This window comes from Flavobacterium aestuarii (genome assembly GCF_040049115.1).
Taxonomy (GTDB): Bacteria; Bacteroidota; Bacteroidia; order Flavobacteriales; family Flavobacteriaceae; genus Flavobacterium; species Flavobacterium aestuarii.
This window is the reverse complement of sequence record NZ_JBDLZZ010000009.1, coordinates 150,388-167,049: the sequence shown is the minus strand read 5'-3', so window position 1 is coordinate 167,049 and position 16,662 is coordinate 150,388. Positions and strand designations below refer to the sequence as shown.

Sequence of the window (16,662 nt, the reverse complement as noted above, 5' to 3'; positions counted from 1 at the left end):
AGTGTTTAGTTGTCGTAAACCAAATTTCTCACTTTTGATGCTTACTTTTTATATTTTCTAACTAGCAACTTGAATTAATTAGTTGGCAGCTTTTTTAGTTCTATGATACGCACCGGCTGAGGCTCAATTTTTGACAATCCTTCCCCATCGGTCTGACTTACATTTTGAGAAAATATATGCAGCTGCTTTTTATCTTTCCATAATTGTTTATCCAGATTAGGTTCCCATTGACCAACGGAATAGTCAGTAACATCAGCCAGTTTCCACTGGTTTTGAGTTAAATTGGCAAAGCCTATTGTAATTTTATTCGCCCTTTCTTCATCTCTAAAAAGCAGATAAAGCATTGATTTATTGACCAGAATTTCTGGCCGAGACATGGGAATACTTTTCGTTCCTCCTCCACCCAGAATAAAAGGCTTAGTATGAAAATCTGTGCCGATTGTGTTCCATTTTCCCTTTTCCAGATACACTATTTTATATTGCGGCACTCCATTATTATCCCAATAAGCTGCAATATACGGATTTCCTTGTTCATTGACAGTCATTGACGTTTGATTAATGAGACTGCTGTTTTGAGGCACTTCCCAGGCAATTTCAGCAGTAGATTTCGTTATTGGCAGACTGTAATTTTCACCTGTTGATTTTTGCCAGGTTTTGCCACCATCTGCAGAAAAAGCATAACATATATCATGATTGGTAGAAACATCCCAGCTTTCTCGCCAAACCCATGACAAATAAATCCCTCGTTTATCTACATAAATCTGCCAGTATGCACTTCGCTGGTTTTCGCCATCAATTAAATTATTTTGCAGCGAAGTCCATTTTTGAGTCTTCACATCATACGATTTCATAATCATATTCCCTCGTCCCGAAGCTCCAGACCGATAACAGAACAATAACTCTCCCGAAGGCAGATTATGGAATTCTGGATAAGTCACTTTCGTTTCGTCATTGCCAGTCATCGATTGTTCCTCTCCTAACTCTAAACTAAACGGTTTTCTGCTTTTGGCATAACGCAAACGGGTATCATGCTGATCCCAACTAACGTGAAGAAAGCCTTTTACATCAATTGCAATACTGATACTATTATGAGCATCTTTTACATTACCGCTGTAAGGAGTAATGACCTTTTGCCATTGGTGTGAATTTAATTTCCGCTTTGCCAAAACCATATAGCCATCAGGATTGTAATAAGCAGCAAACTGATAATTCTTAAATGCTGTTAAAGCACTATTCCTAAAAATAACTGTGTTGACCGAATTATTGCTCCACCCCAAACCAATTTCACTTTCACTAGCTGTTAGCTGTGCGGCACAATGAATCGAAAATAAGAACAGTACGCCAATACAGCTTTGAGTTATTAGTCTTCTATTAATCTTTTTTATAAAATAATTAAACATTTTTTTACCGCTTATAATAGTAAATTCACATTGTAATTATACCACTTAAAAATCATAAACCAGCATCAACCCAACCAGTATTTTAATAGTATATAAAAATAATTTTTCTGATGAATTTCTATCAAAGAAAATGGCAATTGATGAGTTATTTTATTACTTTAGAAATATAATCAAGAAAAAAATGATGACTAGAATTAACAAAAAAAAACTTTTTGGATTAGTACTTTTTTTCACAATAAGTATTAATTGTTTTTCTCAGGAAAGTGCATCATTCGCACTATGGAAACAAATTCCGGGCGTAATTAAAAATGATAATTATAAAGAAGAGCTTCGACTGGATGCTCAAGGAAATCGGACAGGAATACGAAAAGTTACAGAACCTGTTCTGATACCTTTTTTAGCAGCAAACCATTCGTCCAGAAATGCCTCGGTTATCATTTGCCCTGGCGGGGGATATTGGGGTTTATCGATTGATAAAGAAGGAATCAATGTAGCAAAATGGTTTAATTCTATAGGGATTTCAGCTTTTGTGCTTAAGTACCGTTTGCCATCAGATGATATTATGACACATAAGACAATCGGTCCTCTTCAAGATGCTCAGGAAGCAATACGCACCTTGCGCCGAAATGCTGTAAAATGGAATTTAGACAGTACTAAAATTGGAATCATGGGATTCTCGGCTGGCGGTCATCTGGCTTCGACCGTATCGACCCATTATTTGGATAAAGTATACGATAGCAAGGACGATGTTAGCGCACGTCCAGATTTTTCGTTGCTTATCTATCCCGTAATTTCGATGGAATATGGGATTACGCACAATGGTTCGAAAGAGAATCTTTTAGGCAAAAATGTTTCTGCTGATTTAATTTCTAATTATTCGAATGAAAAACAAGTGAACGAAAACACGCCACCCGCATTTTTGGTTCATGCAACCGATGATCAAGCAGTTCCTGTAGAAAACAGCATCAATTATTATTTAGCTTTGAAAAAAAATAAAGTTGCTGCAGAGATGCATTTGTATCAAAATGGTGGTCACGGTTTTGGATTAGGTACTCAGGGTACCAATACAGATTGGCCAACAGCCTGCAAAAGCTGGCTAGTCGCTAATAAAATAATTGACAGCCAAAAAAATGACTAAGTAATGATTACTCTTTATTTTTACTATCCATTACAATTGTAACCGGGCCGTCATTGAGTAATGCCACTTTCATATCGGCTCCAAAAATTCCGGTTTCAACTTTCTTGCCCAATTCCTTTTCCATTTGATGAACAAAATTTTCATACATCGGAATGGCAATTTCGGGTTTGGAAGCTTTTAAATAAGAAGGACGGTTTCCCTTTTTGGTTGATGCATGAAGTGTAAATTGTGAAACTACGATTATATCTCCGTCAATGTCTTTTACCGAAAGATTCATCACATCGTTCTCATCACCAAAAATGCGGAGATTCGTTATTTTTTGGCAGAGCCAATTGGTATCTTCCTGTGTATCGGCATCTTCAATTCCTACCAGAACGAGCAGTCCTTTTTGAATATCGGCAACAATTTTAGAATCGATAGTTACGGAGGCTGAGGAAACTCTTTGAATTATAGACTTCATTATTCTTCTGAAATAAATTTCAACATTGATATTGCCATTGATTTTTGATATTGCTATTCTCTCGTTTTATCACTTGCTTTACGGTCTTCATCATAATTATCAGTACGGTAATGCTCATCATCGCCTTCAAGAATTTTAAGGTAGCTATTGTAGCGCGACCACGCAATTTCATCATTATCCAGTGCGGCTTTTATGGCACAGTGCGGTTCTTCTTTATGCAGGCAGTTATTGAACTTACATTGGTCTTTCAGTCTAAAAAACTCTGGAAAATAACCGCTGATTTCTTCTTTTTCCATATCGACAATTCCAAAACCTTTGATTCCTGGTGTGTCAATTATTCGGGCGTTAAAACTCAAATCGTACATTTCTGCAAATGTTGTCGTATGCTGTCCCTGCTTGCTTTGTTCTGAAATAGTTTTGGTTTTCAGCTGTAATGAAGGTTCCAAAGCATTGACCAAGGTAGATTTCCCTACACCGGAATGTCCCGAAAACATCGTCACCTGATCGATCATCAGCTGCTTTAATTCTTCCACACCTTTATTTTCGGTAGCTGAAACTCTTAAGCACTGGTATCCGATTTCCTGATAAATATACTGCAGATACAGCTGTTCATCCAGCATCGCATCATCAAAAGTGTCTATTTTATTAAAAACCAAAATCGTTTCTATACCGTAAGCTTCGGCAGTAACCAGAAAGCGGTCAATAAAACTGGTGGTTGTGGGAGGATTATTTATCGTAATCAAAAGAAAAACACGGTCGATATTGGACGCAATGATATGCATTTGATGTGAGAGATTCACTGATTTTCGAACGATATAATTCTTTCTATCGTGAATCTTGTGAATAGTTCCCGTAACACTATCCGAAGTTTCTTCAAGCTCATAATCGACAATATCGCCTACAGCAATCGGATTGGTACTTTTAATTCCCTTGATTCGGAATTTACCTTTCATACGGCATTCGATGAAATCTCCCTGTTCGGATTTTACGGTATACCAGCTTCCTGTAGATTTATAAACAGTTCCTGTCATAGAGGATTTTGATTGAAGATTAACGATTTTATATTTATGATTTAAAACCTAAGATTTTGCAAAGATAAAATGATTTTTGATTGAAGATTAACGAATTCTGATTTATGATTGAAAATCTAAGCCTTTTGATTGAAGATTTTCGAAATAAACAAAAAATCCCAAAACCTAAGCTTTGGGATTTAATAAAATCTAATTTTTTCAACTCACAAAATCTGAGATCAAAAATCGTTAATCTTCAATCTGAAATCATTACGAATTCAAGATTCTTTCCTGGTGTTCGATACTTTCCTGGTGAATAGACTTGAATAATTTAGTGATAAATTCTTCTGTTAATCCTTTTTTGGCACCTTCAGCAATCATTTTTGCCTGAATTTCATTCCAGCGGTTGTTTTGAAGAATCGCTACATTATTGTCTTTTTTCACTTGACCAATTTCATCAGCAACTTTCATACGTTTTCCTAACAACTCCAATAAGTTGGCATCCAAAACGTCAATATTTGTTCTTAATTTTGTCATTTTTTGTTCAAAGTCATTGTCTCCGCTCACTTTTCTTACTTTCAAATCTTTGAAGATTTGTTTCAAAGCATCTGGAGTAACCTGCTGTGCAGCATCAGACCAGGCATTGTCCGGGTCATTATGAGTTTCGATAATCATACCATCATAATTTAAATCCAAAGCTTCCTGAGTCACTTCAAGAATCATATTACGGTTTCCTGTAATGTGAGATGGATCGATGATTAATGGCAGATCAGGGAATTTATTCTGCAATTCGATAGCAATCTGCCATTCTGGAATGTTTCTGTATTTTGTTTTTTCGTAAGTAGAGAAACCTCTGTGGATAACTCCTAATTTTTTGATTCCGGCAGCATACAAACGCTCAACTCCTCCTAACCATAAAGCCATATCAGGGTTTACAGGGTTTTTGATCAAAACGATTTTATCAGTTCCTGCCAATGTATCAGCAATCTCCTGAACCGCAAATGGATTTGCAGTTGTGCGGGCACCAACCCATAAAACATCGATATCATTTTCCAAAGCTAATTTACAGTGAGCAGCAGTAGCAACCTCAGTTCCCATAAGCAGACCTGTTTCAGCTTTAGCTTTTTTCAACCATTTTAATCCAATTTCTCCAACACCTTCAAATCCTCCTGGACGAGTTCTTGGTTTCCAGATACCCGCTCTAAAAACGCTAACGTCTGAGTCTTTCAATTCATGAGCAATTTTCAATACCTGCTCTTCAGTTTCAGCACTACAAGGTCCTGCAATTACGAATGGGTGAGACAATTTGAATTCGTTCAGCCAATCTCTCATTTCTTTCTTGTTTTCCATCTTTTCTTAATTTTTCCCTTCCCAATTCTTTCGCTTTAGCGAAGATGAAGCCATGGATGGGTGATTGTTATTTAATTACTTACTACTTTTATTCTTAATTTTTCTTTATTCTATTTTTACTGCAAACTGTTTACTGCCTACTTTTTTGCATTCATTCCGTTTAATATTTCTTTTATTTTATTGACACTCTGCATTTCATTATAAATCGCTTCGTAATCATCATTTACCAAAAGCTCCTTAAAGTTAGACAAATTTGCGATATATTCCTCTAACGTCTTGACTACCTGCTTTTTATTCTGTTTAAAAATCGGGGTCCACATCGCGGGTGAACTTTTGGCCAGACGAACGGTGCTTTCAAATCCGGAACCTGCCATATCAAAAATATCCTGTTCGTCCTTTTCTTTATTAATCACCGTTTTCCCGAGCATAAATGAACTGATATGTGATAAATGCGACACGTAAGCAATGTGTTTATCATGTGATTTCGGATCCATATAACGGATTCTCATTCCCATTTCCTTAAACAGCTCCAATGCTTTTTCCTGCAGTTTAAAAGTCGTTTTCTCCACTTCACAGATGATATTCGTTTTCCCTTTAAACAAACCTTTTATCGCTGCGGAAGGTCCTGAAAATTCAGTTCCCGCAATTGGATGTGCTGCAACAAAATTCCTTCTTTTCGGATGATTCGCCAATGCTTCGCAAATCGGTACTTTGGTAGAACCAACATCAAAAACGATAGTCTGCTCTCCTGCAGCATCCAGCACTTTTGGCAAAACCGTCATCGCCACATCAACAGGTACCGAAACAATAACAAAATCAGCAGTTTTTAAATCCTCAAAACTCGATTCTTTATCAATCACTCCCAAAGCAATTGCTTCCTGAACGTGCTTCTCGTTTGTATCAATACCGTGAATAACCGCTTCAGGATACAATTCTTTGATGTCCAGCACCATTGAACCTCCAATCAATCCTATTCCTATTACGTGTACGTTCATAATTATTCAATATCAATGTCAATTGCAAAAAACAATGACAATTATAATCTAAAATCTATCTATTGCTTCCTGTATTTTTTCATCTTTCACACAAAGCGCAAATCGGATATATCCTTCTCCATTGCTTCCGAAAATAGTTCCAGGTGTGATAAAAATTGATTTTTCGTATAATATCTTATCGATAAAATCCTCAGCCGAATCAATTCCTGCCGGCAATTTTGCCCAGACAAAAAGACCAACGCCTTCTTTATAGACTTCACAGCCTAACTTTTCAGCCAGCTGTTCTGTCAGAACTCTTCGTCTGCGATAGATTTTATTCATATCTTCAAACCAGGATTTATCACTATTCAATGCTGCAACAGCTCCTTTTTGGATTCCGTAGAACATACCGCTGTCCATGTTGCTTTTTACTTTAAGAACAGCATCTATAAGACTTGCGCTTCCTAAAACCATTCCAACTCTCCATCCTGCCATGTTGAAGGTTTTGCTCAAAGAATTCAGCTCTAATGCAACATCTTTCGCTCCTTCCACCTGCAGTAAACTCATTGGTTTATCATTCAAAACAAAACTGTACGGATTGTCATTGATTAATAATATATTGTGCTTTTTGGCAAATGCAATTAATTTTGCAAACAATTCCAAACTGCCTCTTGCACCAGTAGGCATGTGAGGATAACCCAGCCACATGATTTTCACTTTTGATAAATCCAGTTTTTCCAAAGCATCAAAATCGGGTTCCCAGTTATTCGCTTCTTTCAAATCATAATAAACCGGAACCGCACCAACCAAATTGGTTACCGATGTATACGTAGGATAACCCGGATTTGGAATTAAAACTTCATCTCCTTCGTTCAGGAAAGCCATAGAAATATGCATAATTCCTTCTTTGGAACCAATCAATGGCAAAATTTCAACCGCAGGATCCAGCGCAACTCCATAATTGTTCTGATAAAAATCAGCCATTCCTTTTCTAAGTTCCGGCAGTCCCTGATAACTTTGATACTGATGCGCATTTTCGTCCTGCATTGCATTTACAACAGCATCAATAACCGCCTGTGATGGCTTTAAATCCGGACTTCCAATTCCCATATTGATAATTGGCTTTCCTTCTGAAGCTAATTGTCTCACTTCTCTCAATTTTGATGAGAAGTAATATTCTTCAACTACATTTAAACGTTTTGCTAGTGTAATCATTTTTTATCTGCTTTTGGCTTTAAGCTGTAGGCTTTAAGCTTTACTCTTTTTTAACTTTAACTTTTAAACTTTCGACTTAATTACGGTTTGGTGTTTTTATATTCTCCCAATACTTTAAAATACTCCGCCATAATTTCTAATAACGATTTGGCTTTGGCAAAATCTTCGTATTTATCAAAAGTTACATCTACGAAAAATGAATATTTCCAAGGCGTTTCAATTTTTGGCAATGACTGGATTTTGGTCAGGTTCAATTTGCAGTCACTCATTACATTCAAGACTGCTGCCAGACTGCCGCGCTTATGATCCAATTCGAACTTTATAGAAGCCCTGCTGATTTCATTTTCGGGTGCATATTCTTTCTCTTTTTTGAGAATCACAAAACGGGTCATATTATTATTTATCGTTTGAATTTCGGGAGCCAGAATTTCCAGATCATACATTTCAGAAGCTGTTCTGCTGGCGATTGCAGCAATTCCTGTTAATTGTTTTTCGTGTATTCTTCTAGCGGTTTCGGCAGTGTCTTTGTCTTCGACTAGTTTTATGTTTGGATATTTTTTTAAGAATTCCATACATTGCAATAAAGCCATTGGGTGTGAATGCACCTCCTGAATATCCTCTATTTTCTGGTTTTTCAGCGCCATTAAATTTTGATGAATATCCAAATAATGTTCGCCAATAATGTGAAGATTGTTTTTGTCAATCAATGCGTAGTTTGGAATTATCGGTCCAGCAATAGAATTCTCAATAGCCATTACCGCCTGATCTGATTTTCCAGAGAGTAAACTAGCCACCAATTCCTCAAAAGACATACATTCATCTACTTCGATATTTTGATAAAAATAGTCTTGAGCTACTTGATGGTGGAAAGATCCTGTAATTCCCTGTATTGCAATTTTCGTTCTCATTGGGTCAAAAAAAAATCCTGATTTTCATCAGGATTGTATATTATTTTTATTTGTTTCTTATTATTCAAATAACCATAGCACAATCCCTTACTTCCTAAAGAAGAAATAAAAAGAGTTGCTAAAATAAAAACGGTTATTAGACATTGTATTATTTGTTGTTCAATTATTTGATGCAAATGTATAACTTATTTTGGCTCGCCCAAAATAAAAATTATATTTTACATAACAAAAAAAGATTTCTTTGTTAAACTGCTTTTAAAATTATTATTTGATAAAAAAAAAGCTTTATAAGCAAATAAAATTATTGATTTTGAAACAAAAAAAACCTCCTGAAATCATGAATTATTCCAAGAACAGCTTTTTTTTGAGATTTTATCTATTAAAATTTAATAAAAACCAATTCTCACTATTACTGAATATCGTTATAACTTCGTAAAGAATAGAAATAAGTTACCGAAATAACGAGTTTCCTTGAAAAATAAAAAGCATCTGCAAAAAACAATTTTACTGCTGTCAATTAAAACATAAATTTTCCTGATTAATGGAGAACTATCTATTTTCTAATTACTTTTGCAGTAAATAAAATGGTATGTCAATAGAAGTAAAAAACATTTCGAAAAGTTACGGTGCTCAAAAAGCATTGGACAATATTTCTTTTTCTGTAAAAAAAGGAGAAATTGTTGGTTTCCTAGGGCCAAATGGAGCCGGTAAATCGACTTTGATGAAAATTTTGACGACTTATCTTCAGGCCGATTCCGGTGTTGCGTTTGTAAATGGTTTTGATGTAAACACTCGGGAAAAATCGGTACAGCTTTCCATTGGCTATCTGCCGGAACATAATCCGCTTTATCTGGATTTGTATGTGAGAGAATATCTGGCTTTTAATGCCGATGTATATAAGGTAGAAAAATCAAGAATTGAAGAAGTAATTCAGCTCACAGGTTTACAAAACGAAAGCCATAAAAAGATAGGACAATTGTCCAAAGGCTACCGTCAGCGTGTGGGACTGGCCAATGCCTTACTGCATAATCCCGATGTTTTGATTCTGGACGAACCTACTACGGGACTGGATCCAAATCAATTGGCCGAAATCAGAAACGTAATTAAAAACGTTGGCAAAGACAAAACCGTTTTCCTTTCGACACATATTATGCAGGAAGTGGAAGCGATCTGCGACCGCGTAATTATTATTGACAAAGGACAAATTGCTGCCGATAAAAAACTGGAAAATTTAATCTCTGCCGATAAAGAACAAGTAATCGAAGTTGAATTTGACAAGAAAGCAGAAGAAGATCTTATTGCGCAGATTCCGCATTTAAAATCTTTCAAAAACACTCAGGGATTTTCTTGGGAACTGACTTTTGTTTCCGACAAAGATATGCGTCCGACTGTCTTTGATTTTGCATACGACAATGGATTGAAGACTTTACAGCTCAACCAGAAGAACAAGAATCTGGAAGCAGTGTTTAGGGAAATCACTAAATAGTAAGCAGTTGGCAGATTTTAGTTTACAGATAAAAGAAGCTCGTTTAATAAATTTAAACGAGCTTTCTTTTTTATGACTATCCGTAACTCATACCAAGAAGTCTAAATATTGAAAATATGCTTTGCGCCTCAGCGCCTTTGCGAGCCTAATTTCACGCAAAGGCGCAGAGACGCAAAGATCAGATAGGATAAATTCAACAGCTAATTTTCTCTGAAATGGTATTAATCACAGATAGACATATCCTTTTTTTATTTCACCAATGAACTAATATAAATTGTATACAATAATGACAATACTATTGCCGAAAGACGAATAGTATTTTTTGCAAAAAGACTGTCAAAATTTAATGACGGCAGATTGGATTTTGTTTGCAGGAAAAAGACAATAAGTTTTTTATAATCCAATAAAATCAGAAATAAAACGCCAATCGTTAATACTACAGACTGCAGTAAAGCGCCTGCATTCATCTGATAAAAAATATTAATCAGAGTCAGATTCGAGAGCAGCGCAAACAAAATTACAGAGCCCATCAGCAATGTTCTTCGGAACAATAACAGATAACCACCAGCTATCTGAATTACCGCAATTATAATTCCAAAAGCGTGTGAGTGTCCAAAATAAAACCAAGTAAGCCATTCTCCAGACTGCTGATTCATTGGTAACCGTGCAATTTCTGCCGGAACTATAAATTGAAGTCCGTAAAACTTTTTCCAGCCAAAACTGGCGATATTAAAAGCTATAGCATAGCGAATGCCACTGTATAAAAAACCGTATACTTTTTCACTATTGATTTTTTCTTTTTTCTCCAGATAATGCCAGATAACTGGAAATATAACAGCACTCAATAAAGTAATGGCGACTAAAGGAAAAATAAGTGCCGGCGGCAAAAAAGGAATATTTCCGCCGTTACCAAGCATTAGTAATAAAGCAGAAAACACTGCACCGAAGATTAACGAAGTGCCGATTTTTTTTGCAATTGAATTTAAAATAACCGAAGGTGACTGTTCTAACATCGTGATTTTTATTTGAATTAATAGACCGCAAATTTGGCTCTTAATCAAGTATTGAATGTTCCGATGTACCCGTTCGAACGTATTTAAATTTCGTTTTTTTCTAAAATAGTGTTCTTTTTCACAAAATCGGTTGGGGAAAAACCAGTGTATTTTTTAAAAGTGGTATTGAAAGTAGTTTTGGAATTAAATCCAGATTCATACGCGATTCCCAGAATATTTAACTGATTGTATTTTCCAGACAGCAACAGTATTTTTGCTTCTTCGACCCGGAACTTATTTATGAAATTATAAAAATTATCACCATACAGTTCGTTGATTACAAACGAAGTTTCATTACAGCTGGCATTCATGCTTTTGGCTAATTTGGGCAGACTTAAATCATTTTCCAAATACAGTTTTTTCACATTCATAAGTTCCTGCAGTTTTTTATTTAGTTCATGTAATCGGTTTTCTGAAACTCGTTTCGGGTTTTCTTTTTTGTCAATTTTAATATCGGACAATTCAGTTAATTCACTTTTATTAAAATCGAAAACTTCTTTTTGCTGCAAAGAAAAGTACCCGAGGAAAAAGATACTCAGCAGATATATGAAAGGGGTAAACTCAATTAAACTGTCTAAATTGAAAAAAATAAGATTGATCCAGGCTACTACAATTAAAATCAGAACCAATAAAAAATTCTTCAGCCAGGACAAGTCAATCTTGTCGGTTGCTGATGAAAACTGATGTATGTTTTTCAGATGATGCTGCAGTTTTCTAAAAGACAGATACCAGTAAATTACAGCCTGCAACGGTAATGCCGTCCGCAGAATAAAAAACACAACCCTGCCTGCTTCATAACTGAATTCAATATTTTTTCCAGTAATAAAAAAAGGAAATCTGAAAACCAGAAAAATCATAAAAGGCAGAAAATGCCATAAAATTTTCCTGTCAAATTTTTTCTCAAGTGAAGTAAAATATAAAATACTGATGTAAAGCAAAGGAGCTGTCAGAAACCTCATCAGCCCAATCAAATCAAATATTTTAGGATGCTTTAAGTGGAAATTTTGATAAAACAGCGGAATTTCAAGCATTGCCAATCCGAGCGTAATGATAAACAATCCCAGATATTTATTTGCTTCAGCATTAATTTTCCGCGGATGAGCAATAAGCAAAAATCCCAGCAGAAAAGCTGCGCCAGATGTAATACCCATTATGTTTGGAAAATTCATCATATCAAAATTCTGTTTTTCTTAGGGTTAATTTAAAAAAGCTGCAAAAGCCTTTGTATCAAAGTAAAAAGGTCTTATTGCTGTAATTTTTCCAGCTTTTAATTCGAAATGCTCCGAAATGGGCATGCTTATTATTTTCCCTGTTTTTTTGGATGTACATTTGATAGTAAAACGAATAATAACTTCTTCCTTCGAATTATCAGTAAAATAATCTGGTTCTTTTTCGATGACCAGATCATAATAGGATGCAGCTTTTGTAAACATTTTAATCCATTCCCCAAAACCAACATAAGTTCCGCCATAAGCTAAACCTTCAGCCTGATTGTAAACAGCTTTGTCTGCAATAAGCGATGCCATTGTTTTGAAATCCCTGGTTTTAAATAAGCATTCATAATATTTGGCTACTACTGCTATATTCTCTTTTTCAAGATTATTTAATACATCAGGATTTGTTTGAGCAGATGCCAAATTGAACAAAAAAAACAGTAATACAAAACTCCAAACTTTTTTCATCTTCTTTTAAAATCAAAATTCACATTACATTTTATTGTATTCCTAACTCCAAAATTGTCTCTTGCAGGGACTCAATTGCAATCTTAACATCATTTTCATTCGTTCGCCAATTGACAAACGAAGCGCGGATTCCTTTTCTATTCAGATAAACAGTAGGCGTCATAAACACTTTGCCTTTATCATTAAGGTGTGTCAAAAATAAATTTACTTTTTCCTGATTGTGGTCCCCAGCCAAAGAAAAACAAACGTTATTCAGACGGGTTGGTGCCAATAATTCGAAGTTTTCACTTTGTGCCACAAAAGCATCAAACTGCTGTGCCATCTCGATGCTGTTTTCTACTATATCCTGAAATCCCTGTTTTCCATACGCCAAAAGCGAAAACCAAACCGGCAGCGCTTTCAAGCGTCGTGAATTCTCAGGTAAAAAATTCAGGTAGCTGAAATTTTCCAATGGATCTCCCAAATATGGTGCATTTGAGTTTTGGAATGTTTCTACCTGATAATTTTTATGCTGTTCTTTTGTCATATAAAAAGCACTTTCATAAGGGACATTCAGCCATTTGTGGCAATCTATCGTGATGCTGTCTGCATTTTCCCAGCCGTTTACTAAATACTTGTACTTTGGAGAACAGGCTGCAAAACCGCCGAAAGCAGCATCAATATGCCACCAGAAATTGTATTTCTCTTTGAGCTTTGAAATAGCTGTAAAATCATCAAAATCGGCTGTATTTACTGTTGCTGCACTTGATATCAGGATAAAAGGCTGACCATTTAAGTTCTTTATATTCTGTTCTAAATCCAGAATATCAATAGCTTCCCGATTACCTTCGATTGTTTTTATTTTGGTGAAATTCTGGCTTCCGATTCCCAGCATGGCTAAACATTTTACCGAAGACGAATGCGGTGTAGCCGTTAGAATATTTAACGGAGCTGTGATCCCTTCTTTTGCAAAATCCTGACCTAATTGTTTTCCGAACCATTGTCTCGCTACCGCCAAAGAAGTGAAATTTGACATCGTAGCACCAGTTACAAATCCGCCCAGAAATGATTTTGGCAGATCCAATAACTGCAGTAAAAAATTAATAGTTTCAATTTCTACCAAAGCTGAAACACCTCCCTGAGCTTTTGTCGCCTGAGCATTTGGATCGTAAATAGTCGTTAACCAATCACCCGCAATCGAAGCTGGAGTTGCGCCTCCAGTAACAAAACCCCAATACCGAGGTCCTGCCTGCGAAACCATCAAAGGAGCTAAACGCTGTTTGAATACTTCCAGCGCAGCCAATGACCCAATTCCGGAATCATTTAATCTGCCTGTCGTATCGATAGTATTTTGGGTGGAAGCTGGAACAGTATCAATAGAATTCAAAAAATCAATTCCATGCAGTTTTATCTGTTCAAGGATATTCTCAATATCTTGTAAATCTTGCTGTAAAATCGGATTCATTTTAATTTTTAGTTGTAAAATTCAATCTGCTAATATAGCAAAATACACTACTAAACTTACAAAATATTTTTATCAATAGTTTACTCCACCTTAAAATCACCTTCCAAGCCATTTTCAGCGTGAGAAGCAATCCATACTTTAAAATCACCCGGCTCTGCTTTCAACTCCATTTTATCATTGTAAAAAGCTAATTCTGATACCGGAATTGAGAATTGCACTGTTTTCGATTCCTGAGGTTTTAATTCGATCTGCTGAAAATCTTTAAGTTCTCTAATCGGTCTGACAATGCTTCCGGTAATATCGCGAACATAGAGCTGTACCGTTTCTGTTCCTGTGCGATTTCCTGTATTGGTAATAACTGCCGAAACAGTTAATTTCTCATCACTCTTAAGTGTCTTTTTTTCAATTTTTAAATTATCATAAGAAAAAGCAGTATAGCTTAACCCAAATCCAAATGGAAACTGAGGCTCATAACCCGCATCAAGATAATGAGAATTATTTCCTAACGAACTTTGCCAAGCCTCAATAGGAATATCCTGAATGGCTACAAAAGTTTTTGGATCTGCCGGTCTTCCTGTATTAGGATGGTTGTAATAAATTGGAATCTGTCCTACTTCTTTTGGCCAGGTTACAGGCAGTTTTCCTGAAGGATTTACTGTTCCCAGCAGTATGTCAGAAATTGCCAGCCCAGCCATAGTTCCTGGATGCCAAGCCATAATCAAGGCATTTACTTTTGGCAAAACAGCTCCCAAAGTTATTGGCCGTCCAGACATCAATACTAACACAATCGGCTTTCCTGTTTTTTGCAGTTCGGCTATTAATTTTTCCTGCAAACCAGGCAGATTAATATTGGCTCTTGAATGTGCTTCGCCCGAAAGAATGGCTTCTTCTCCTGCAAAGAATAAAACTACGTCTGATTTTTCGGCTTCTTTTATTGCAGCTGCAAACCCTTCTTCTGATAATGATCTGCTGTGCGAAAGTCCGGCAGCATAATACACATTATTTTCACCAAAACTATTCTGCAGTGCTTTCAAAGGTGTTTGTGAATCTTCTTTCTTTCCGTCAAAAATCCAAGTCCCCAATTGTTCTCGTGATGCATCTGCCAAAGGTCCAATTACAGCTATCTTTTGATTAGATTTTAATGGCAACATCTGATTTTCATTTTTTAATAAAACACAGCTTTTACCGGCTGCTGTTCTGGAAGTCTGCAGGGCATCAGCATTTAATAAAGAAAATTTTTCACGGTCTTTAAAGTATGGATTTTCAAAAACTCCGGCTCTAAATTTTATCCGAAGAATATTGCGGACCATATCGTCTAACTGCTTTTCAGAAATTTTCTTTTCTGCAATCAGAGTTTTTAAATGGTTAGCGTATGACAAACTGGTCATTTCCATATCAAGCCCAGCCGAAGCCGATTTAAATGCTGCATCTTTTTCATCGGCTGCAAAGCCATGCGGAATCATTTCTGTAACAGAATTCCAGTCGCTAACTACAAATCCGTCGTATTTCCATTCCTCTCTCAGGATTTTTTTCAGCAAAAAAGTATTTCCAGAAGCGGGAACACCATTAAGATCATTAAAGGAACTCATAAAAGTAGCAGCACCTGCTTTTGCCGCTGCTTCAAAAGGTTTTAAATAAATATTTCGAAGCAATGATTCGGACATACTCACTGTGTTATAATCTCTACCACCTTCGGCAGCACCATAAGCGGCAAAGTGTTTTACACAGGCTAAAATCTGACCAGGAACAGAAGGATCGCTGCCTTGAAATCCTTTTACATAAGCGACTCCCAATCTTGACGCCAATAAAGGATCTTCACCTGGTGATTCGGCAATTCTGCCCCAACGGGCATCTCTGGCAATATCTACCATTGGAGCGAAAGTCCAGTTTATACATCTTGAATAGGATTCATTTGCAGCAATTTTGGATGTTTTTTCAACTAATTCCATGTCCCAGGAAGCTGCTAATCCTAACGGTATCGGGAAAATTGTTTTATATCCGTGAATGACATCTCTTCCAAACAATAACGGAATATGATTCGGGCTTTCCTCAACAGCAATTTTCTGTAATTCAAGCACAAGATTAGGCTCAGTAAGATTTAAAACAGAACCAACTAAACCTTTTCTAACTTCATTTTTCAATTCCTCAGACAATCCTTTGCTTCGGCTTGAGGTTCCTTTCAGGCAAGCTTGACCAATTTTTTGATCAATGCTCATACCTTTTATGATTTTATCTATTTTTTTCTCAATTAATTTATTTGGTTCTTGACTATACGAATTCGAAAATATCCAAAAAGAAACCAATGAATATAAAATTTGTTTTGCAGTTAATGTTTTCAATAGAAGCTTTTTTTAATTTAAATATAAATTTCACGGCAAAAAAAGAAGCCATTAAACTGGCTTCTTAAAAACATTTCATGATTTGAGTTAAAAACCACGATAATTTGTAAATATAAATACTTTTTAACTAAATATTTTTTGTGAATTTGTTATATTTTTAAATACAAGAGATTCCTTATAAGATAAATTTTGACAGTTTAATTC

14 protein-coding genes are annotated in these 16,662 nt (G+C 35.9%); 2 read left to right on the top strand and 12 right to left on the bottom strand.

Annotation, left to right across the window (positions count from 1 at the left end; genetic code table 11):
* Positions 1-74: 74 nt before the first annotated feature.
* The gene (locus ABEG11_RS11740) at positions 75-1,400 is read right to left on the bottom strand and encodes a BNR repeat-containing protein (protein WP_348824365.1); all 1,326 of its coding nucleotides are present in this window, start codon (positions 1,398-1,400) and stop codon (positions 75-77) included.
* Positions 1,401-1,581: 181 nt separating this feature from the next.
* Between ABEG11_RS11740 and ABEG11_RS11735 the strand changes: the two genes are divergently transcribed.
* On the top strand, positions 1,582-2,538 hold the full coding sequence (locus ABEG11_RS11735; RefSeq protein WP_348824364.1) for an alpha/beta hydrolase: 957 nt from the start codon (positions 1,582-1,584) through the stop codon (positions 2,536-2,538).
* Positions 2,539-2,545: 7 nt separating this feature from the next.
* On the opposite strand, the gene dtd is transcribed toward ABEG11_RS11735, so the two are convergent.
* The 6 genes from dtd to ABEG11_RS11705 all read right to left on the bottom strand — a co-directional run bounded on the left by dtd (position 2,546) and on the right by ABEG11_RS11705 (position 8,455).
* Positions 2,546-2,998 carry a D-aminoacyl-tRNA deacylase gene (dtd, locus tag ABEG11_RS11730; protein WP_348824363.1) on the bottom strand — a complete coding sequence of 151 codons (453 nt, stop codon included), beginning with the start codon at positions 2,996-2,998 and terminating at the stop codon, positions 2,546-2,548.
* Between the two features lie 53 nt (positions 2,999-3,051).
* Positions 3,052-4,029, bottom strand: coding sequence for a ribosome small subunit-dependent GTPase A (gene rsgA, locus ABEG11_RS11725; protein ID WP_348824362.1), 978 nt, complete (start codon positions 4,027-4,029; stop codon positions 3,052-3,054).
* Positions 4,030-4,278: 249 nt separating this feature from the next.
* Positions 4,279-5,358: a chorismate mutase gene (locus tag ABEG11_RS11720; protein WP_348824361.1), complete on the bottom strand. Its 1,080-nt coding sequence runs from the start codon at positions 5,356-5,358 to the stop codon at positions 4,279-4,281.
* A gap of 137 nt (positions 5,359-5,495) precedes the next feature.
* Complete coding sequence (locus ABEG11_RS11715; protein WP_348824360.1) at positions 5,496-6,353, bottom strand: prephenate dehydrogenase; 858 nt, start codon at positions 6,351-6,353, stop codon at positions 5,496-5,498.
* A gap of 48 nt (positions 6,354-6,401) precedes the next feature.
* Positions 6,402-7,547 (bottom strand): pyridoxal phosphate-dependent aminotransferase, encoded by a 1,146-nt coding sequence (locus ABEG11_RS11710; protein ID WP_348824359.1) that lies wholly within the window; start codon positions 7,545-7,547, stop codon positions 6,402-6,404.
* 80 nt (positions 7,548-7,627) lie between these two features.
* Positions 7,628-8,455, bottom strand: a complete 828-nt coding sequence (locus ABEG11_RS11705; protein WP_348824357.1) for a prephenate dehydratase — start codon at positions 8,453-8,455, stop codon at positions 7,628-7,630.
* A 589-nt stretch (positions 8,456-9,044) separates the two neighbouring features.
* Here ABEG11_RS11705 and gldA point away from each other — a divergent pair.
* Positions 9,045-9,941 (top strand): gliding motility-associated ABC transporter ATP-binding subunit GldA, encoded by an 897-nt coding sequence (gene gldA / locus ABEG11_RS11700; RefSeq protein ID WP_348824356.1) that lies wholly within the window; start codon positions 9,045-9,047, stop codon positions 9,939-9,941.
* Between the two features lie 248 nt (positions 9,942-10,189).
* Here the strand turns inward: gldA and ABEG11_RS11695 are convergent, their stop codons facing one another.
* The 5 genes from ABEG11_RS11695 to bglX form a co-directional block, all read right to left on the bottom strand.
* Entirely contained in the window at positions 10,190-10,954 is a 765-nt protein-coding gene (locus ABEG11_RS11695; RefSeq protein ID WP_348824355.1) for a hypothetical protein, read from the bottom strand.
* A gap of 83 nt (positions 10,955-11,037) precedes the next feature.
* Positions 11,038-12,165 carry a helix-turn-helix domain-containing protein gene (locus ABEG11_RS11690; protein WP_348824354.1) on the bottom strand — a complete coding sequence of 376 codons (1,128 nt, stop codon included), beginning with the start codon at positions 12,163-12,165 and terminating at the stop codon, positions 11,038-11,040.
* A 24-nt stretch (positions 12,166-12,189) separates the two neighbouring features.
* Positions 12,190-12,675, bottom strand: a complete 486-nt coding sequence (locus tag ABEG11_RS11685) for a nuclear transport factor 2 family protein (RefSeq protein WP_348824353.1) — start codon at positions 12,673-12,675, stop codon at positions 12,190-12,192.
* 31 nt (positions 12,676-12,706) lie between these two features.
* The gene (locus ABEG11_RS11680; RefSeq protein WP_348824352.1) at positions 12,707-14,119 is read right to left on the bottom strand and encodes a pyridoxal phosphate-dependent decarboxylase family protein; all 1,413 of its coding nucleotides are present in this window, start codon (positions 14,117-14,119) and stop codon (positions 12,707-12,709) included.
* 80 nt (positions 14,120-14,199) lie between these two features.
* A complete protein-coding gene (gene bglX, locus ABEG11_RS11675) occupies positions 14,200-16,458 on the bottom strand; it encodes a beta-glucosidase BglX (RefSeq protein WP_348824351.1) in 2,259 nt (752 codons plus the stop codon).
* Between the last annotated feature and the right edge of the window lie 204 nt (positions 16,459-16,662).

What these genes read in the sequence shown, in the direction of transcription:
- ABEG11_RS11740 (WP_348824365.1), bottom strand. Translation starts at nt 1,400, where the DNA reads ATGTTTAATTATTTTATAAAAAAGATTAATAGAAGACTAATAACTCAA.
- ABEG11_RS11735 (WP_348824364.1), top strand. Translation starts at nt 1,582, where the DNA reads ATGATGACTAGAATTAACAAAAAAAAACTTTTTGGATTAGTACTTTTT.
- dtd (WP_348824363.1), bottom strand. Translation starts at nt 2,998, where the DNA reads ATGAAGTCTATAATTCAAAGAGTTTCCTCAGCCTCCGTAACTATCGAT.
- rsgA (WP_348824362.1), bottom strand. Translation starts at nt 4,029, where the DNA reads ATGACAGGAACTGTTTATAAATCTACAGGAAGCTGGTATACCGTAAAA.
- ABEG11_RS11720 (WP_348824361.1), bottom strand. Translation starts at nt 5,358, where the DNA reads ATGGAAAACAAGAAAGAAATGAGAGATTGGCTGAACGAATTCAAATTG.
- ABEG11_RS11715 (WP_348824360.1), bottom strand. Translation starts at nt 6,353, where the DNA reads ATGAACGTACACGTAATAGGAATAGGATTGATTGGAGGTTCAATGGTG.
- ABEG11_RS11710 (WP_348824359.1), bottom strand. Translation starts at nt 7,547, where the DNA reads ATGATTACACTAGCAAAACGTTTAAATGTAGTTGAAGAATATTACTTC.
- ABEG11_RS11705 (WP_348824357.1), bottom strand. Translation starts at nt 8,455, where the DNA reads ATGAGAACGAAAATTGCAATACAGGGAATTACAGGATCTTTCCACCAT.
- gldA (WP_348824356.1), top strand. Translation starts at nt 9,045, where the DNA reads ATGTCAATAGAAGTAAAAAACATTTCGAAAAGTTACGGTGCTCAAAAA.
- ABEG11_RS11695 (WP_348824355.1), bottom strand. Translation starts at nt 10,954, where the DNA reads ATGTTAGAACAGTCACCTTCGGTTATTTTAAATTCAATTGCAAAAAAA.
- ABEG11_RS11690 (WP_348824354.1), bottom strand. Translation starts at nt 12,165, where the DNA reads ATGATGAATTTTCCAAACATAATGGGTATTACATCTGGCGCAGCTTTT.
- ABEG11_RS11685 (WP_348824353.1), bottom strand. Translation starts at nt 12,675, where the DNA reads ATGAAAAAAGTTTGGAGTTTTGTATTACTGTTTTTTTTGTTCAATTTG.
- ABEG11_RS11680 (WP_348824352.1), bottom strand. Translation starts at nt 14,119, where the DNA reads ATGAATCCGATTTTACAGCAAGATTTACAAGATATTGAGAATATCCTT.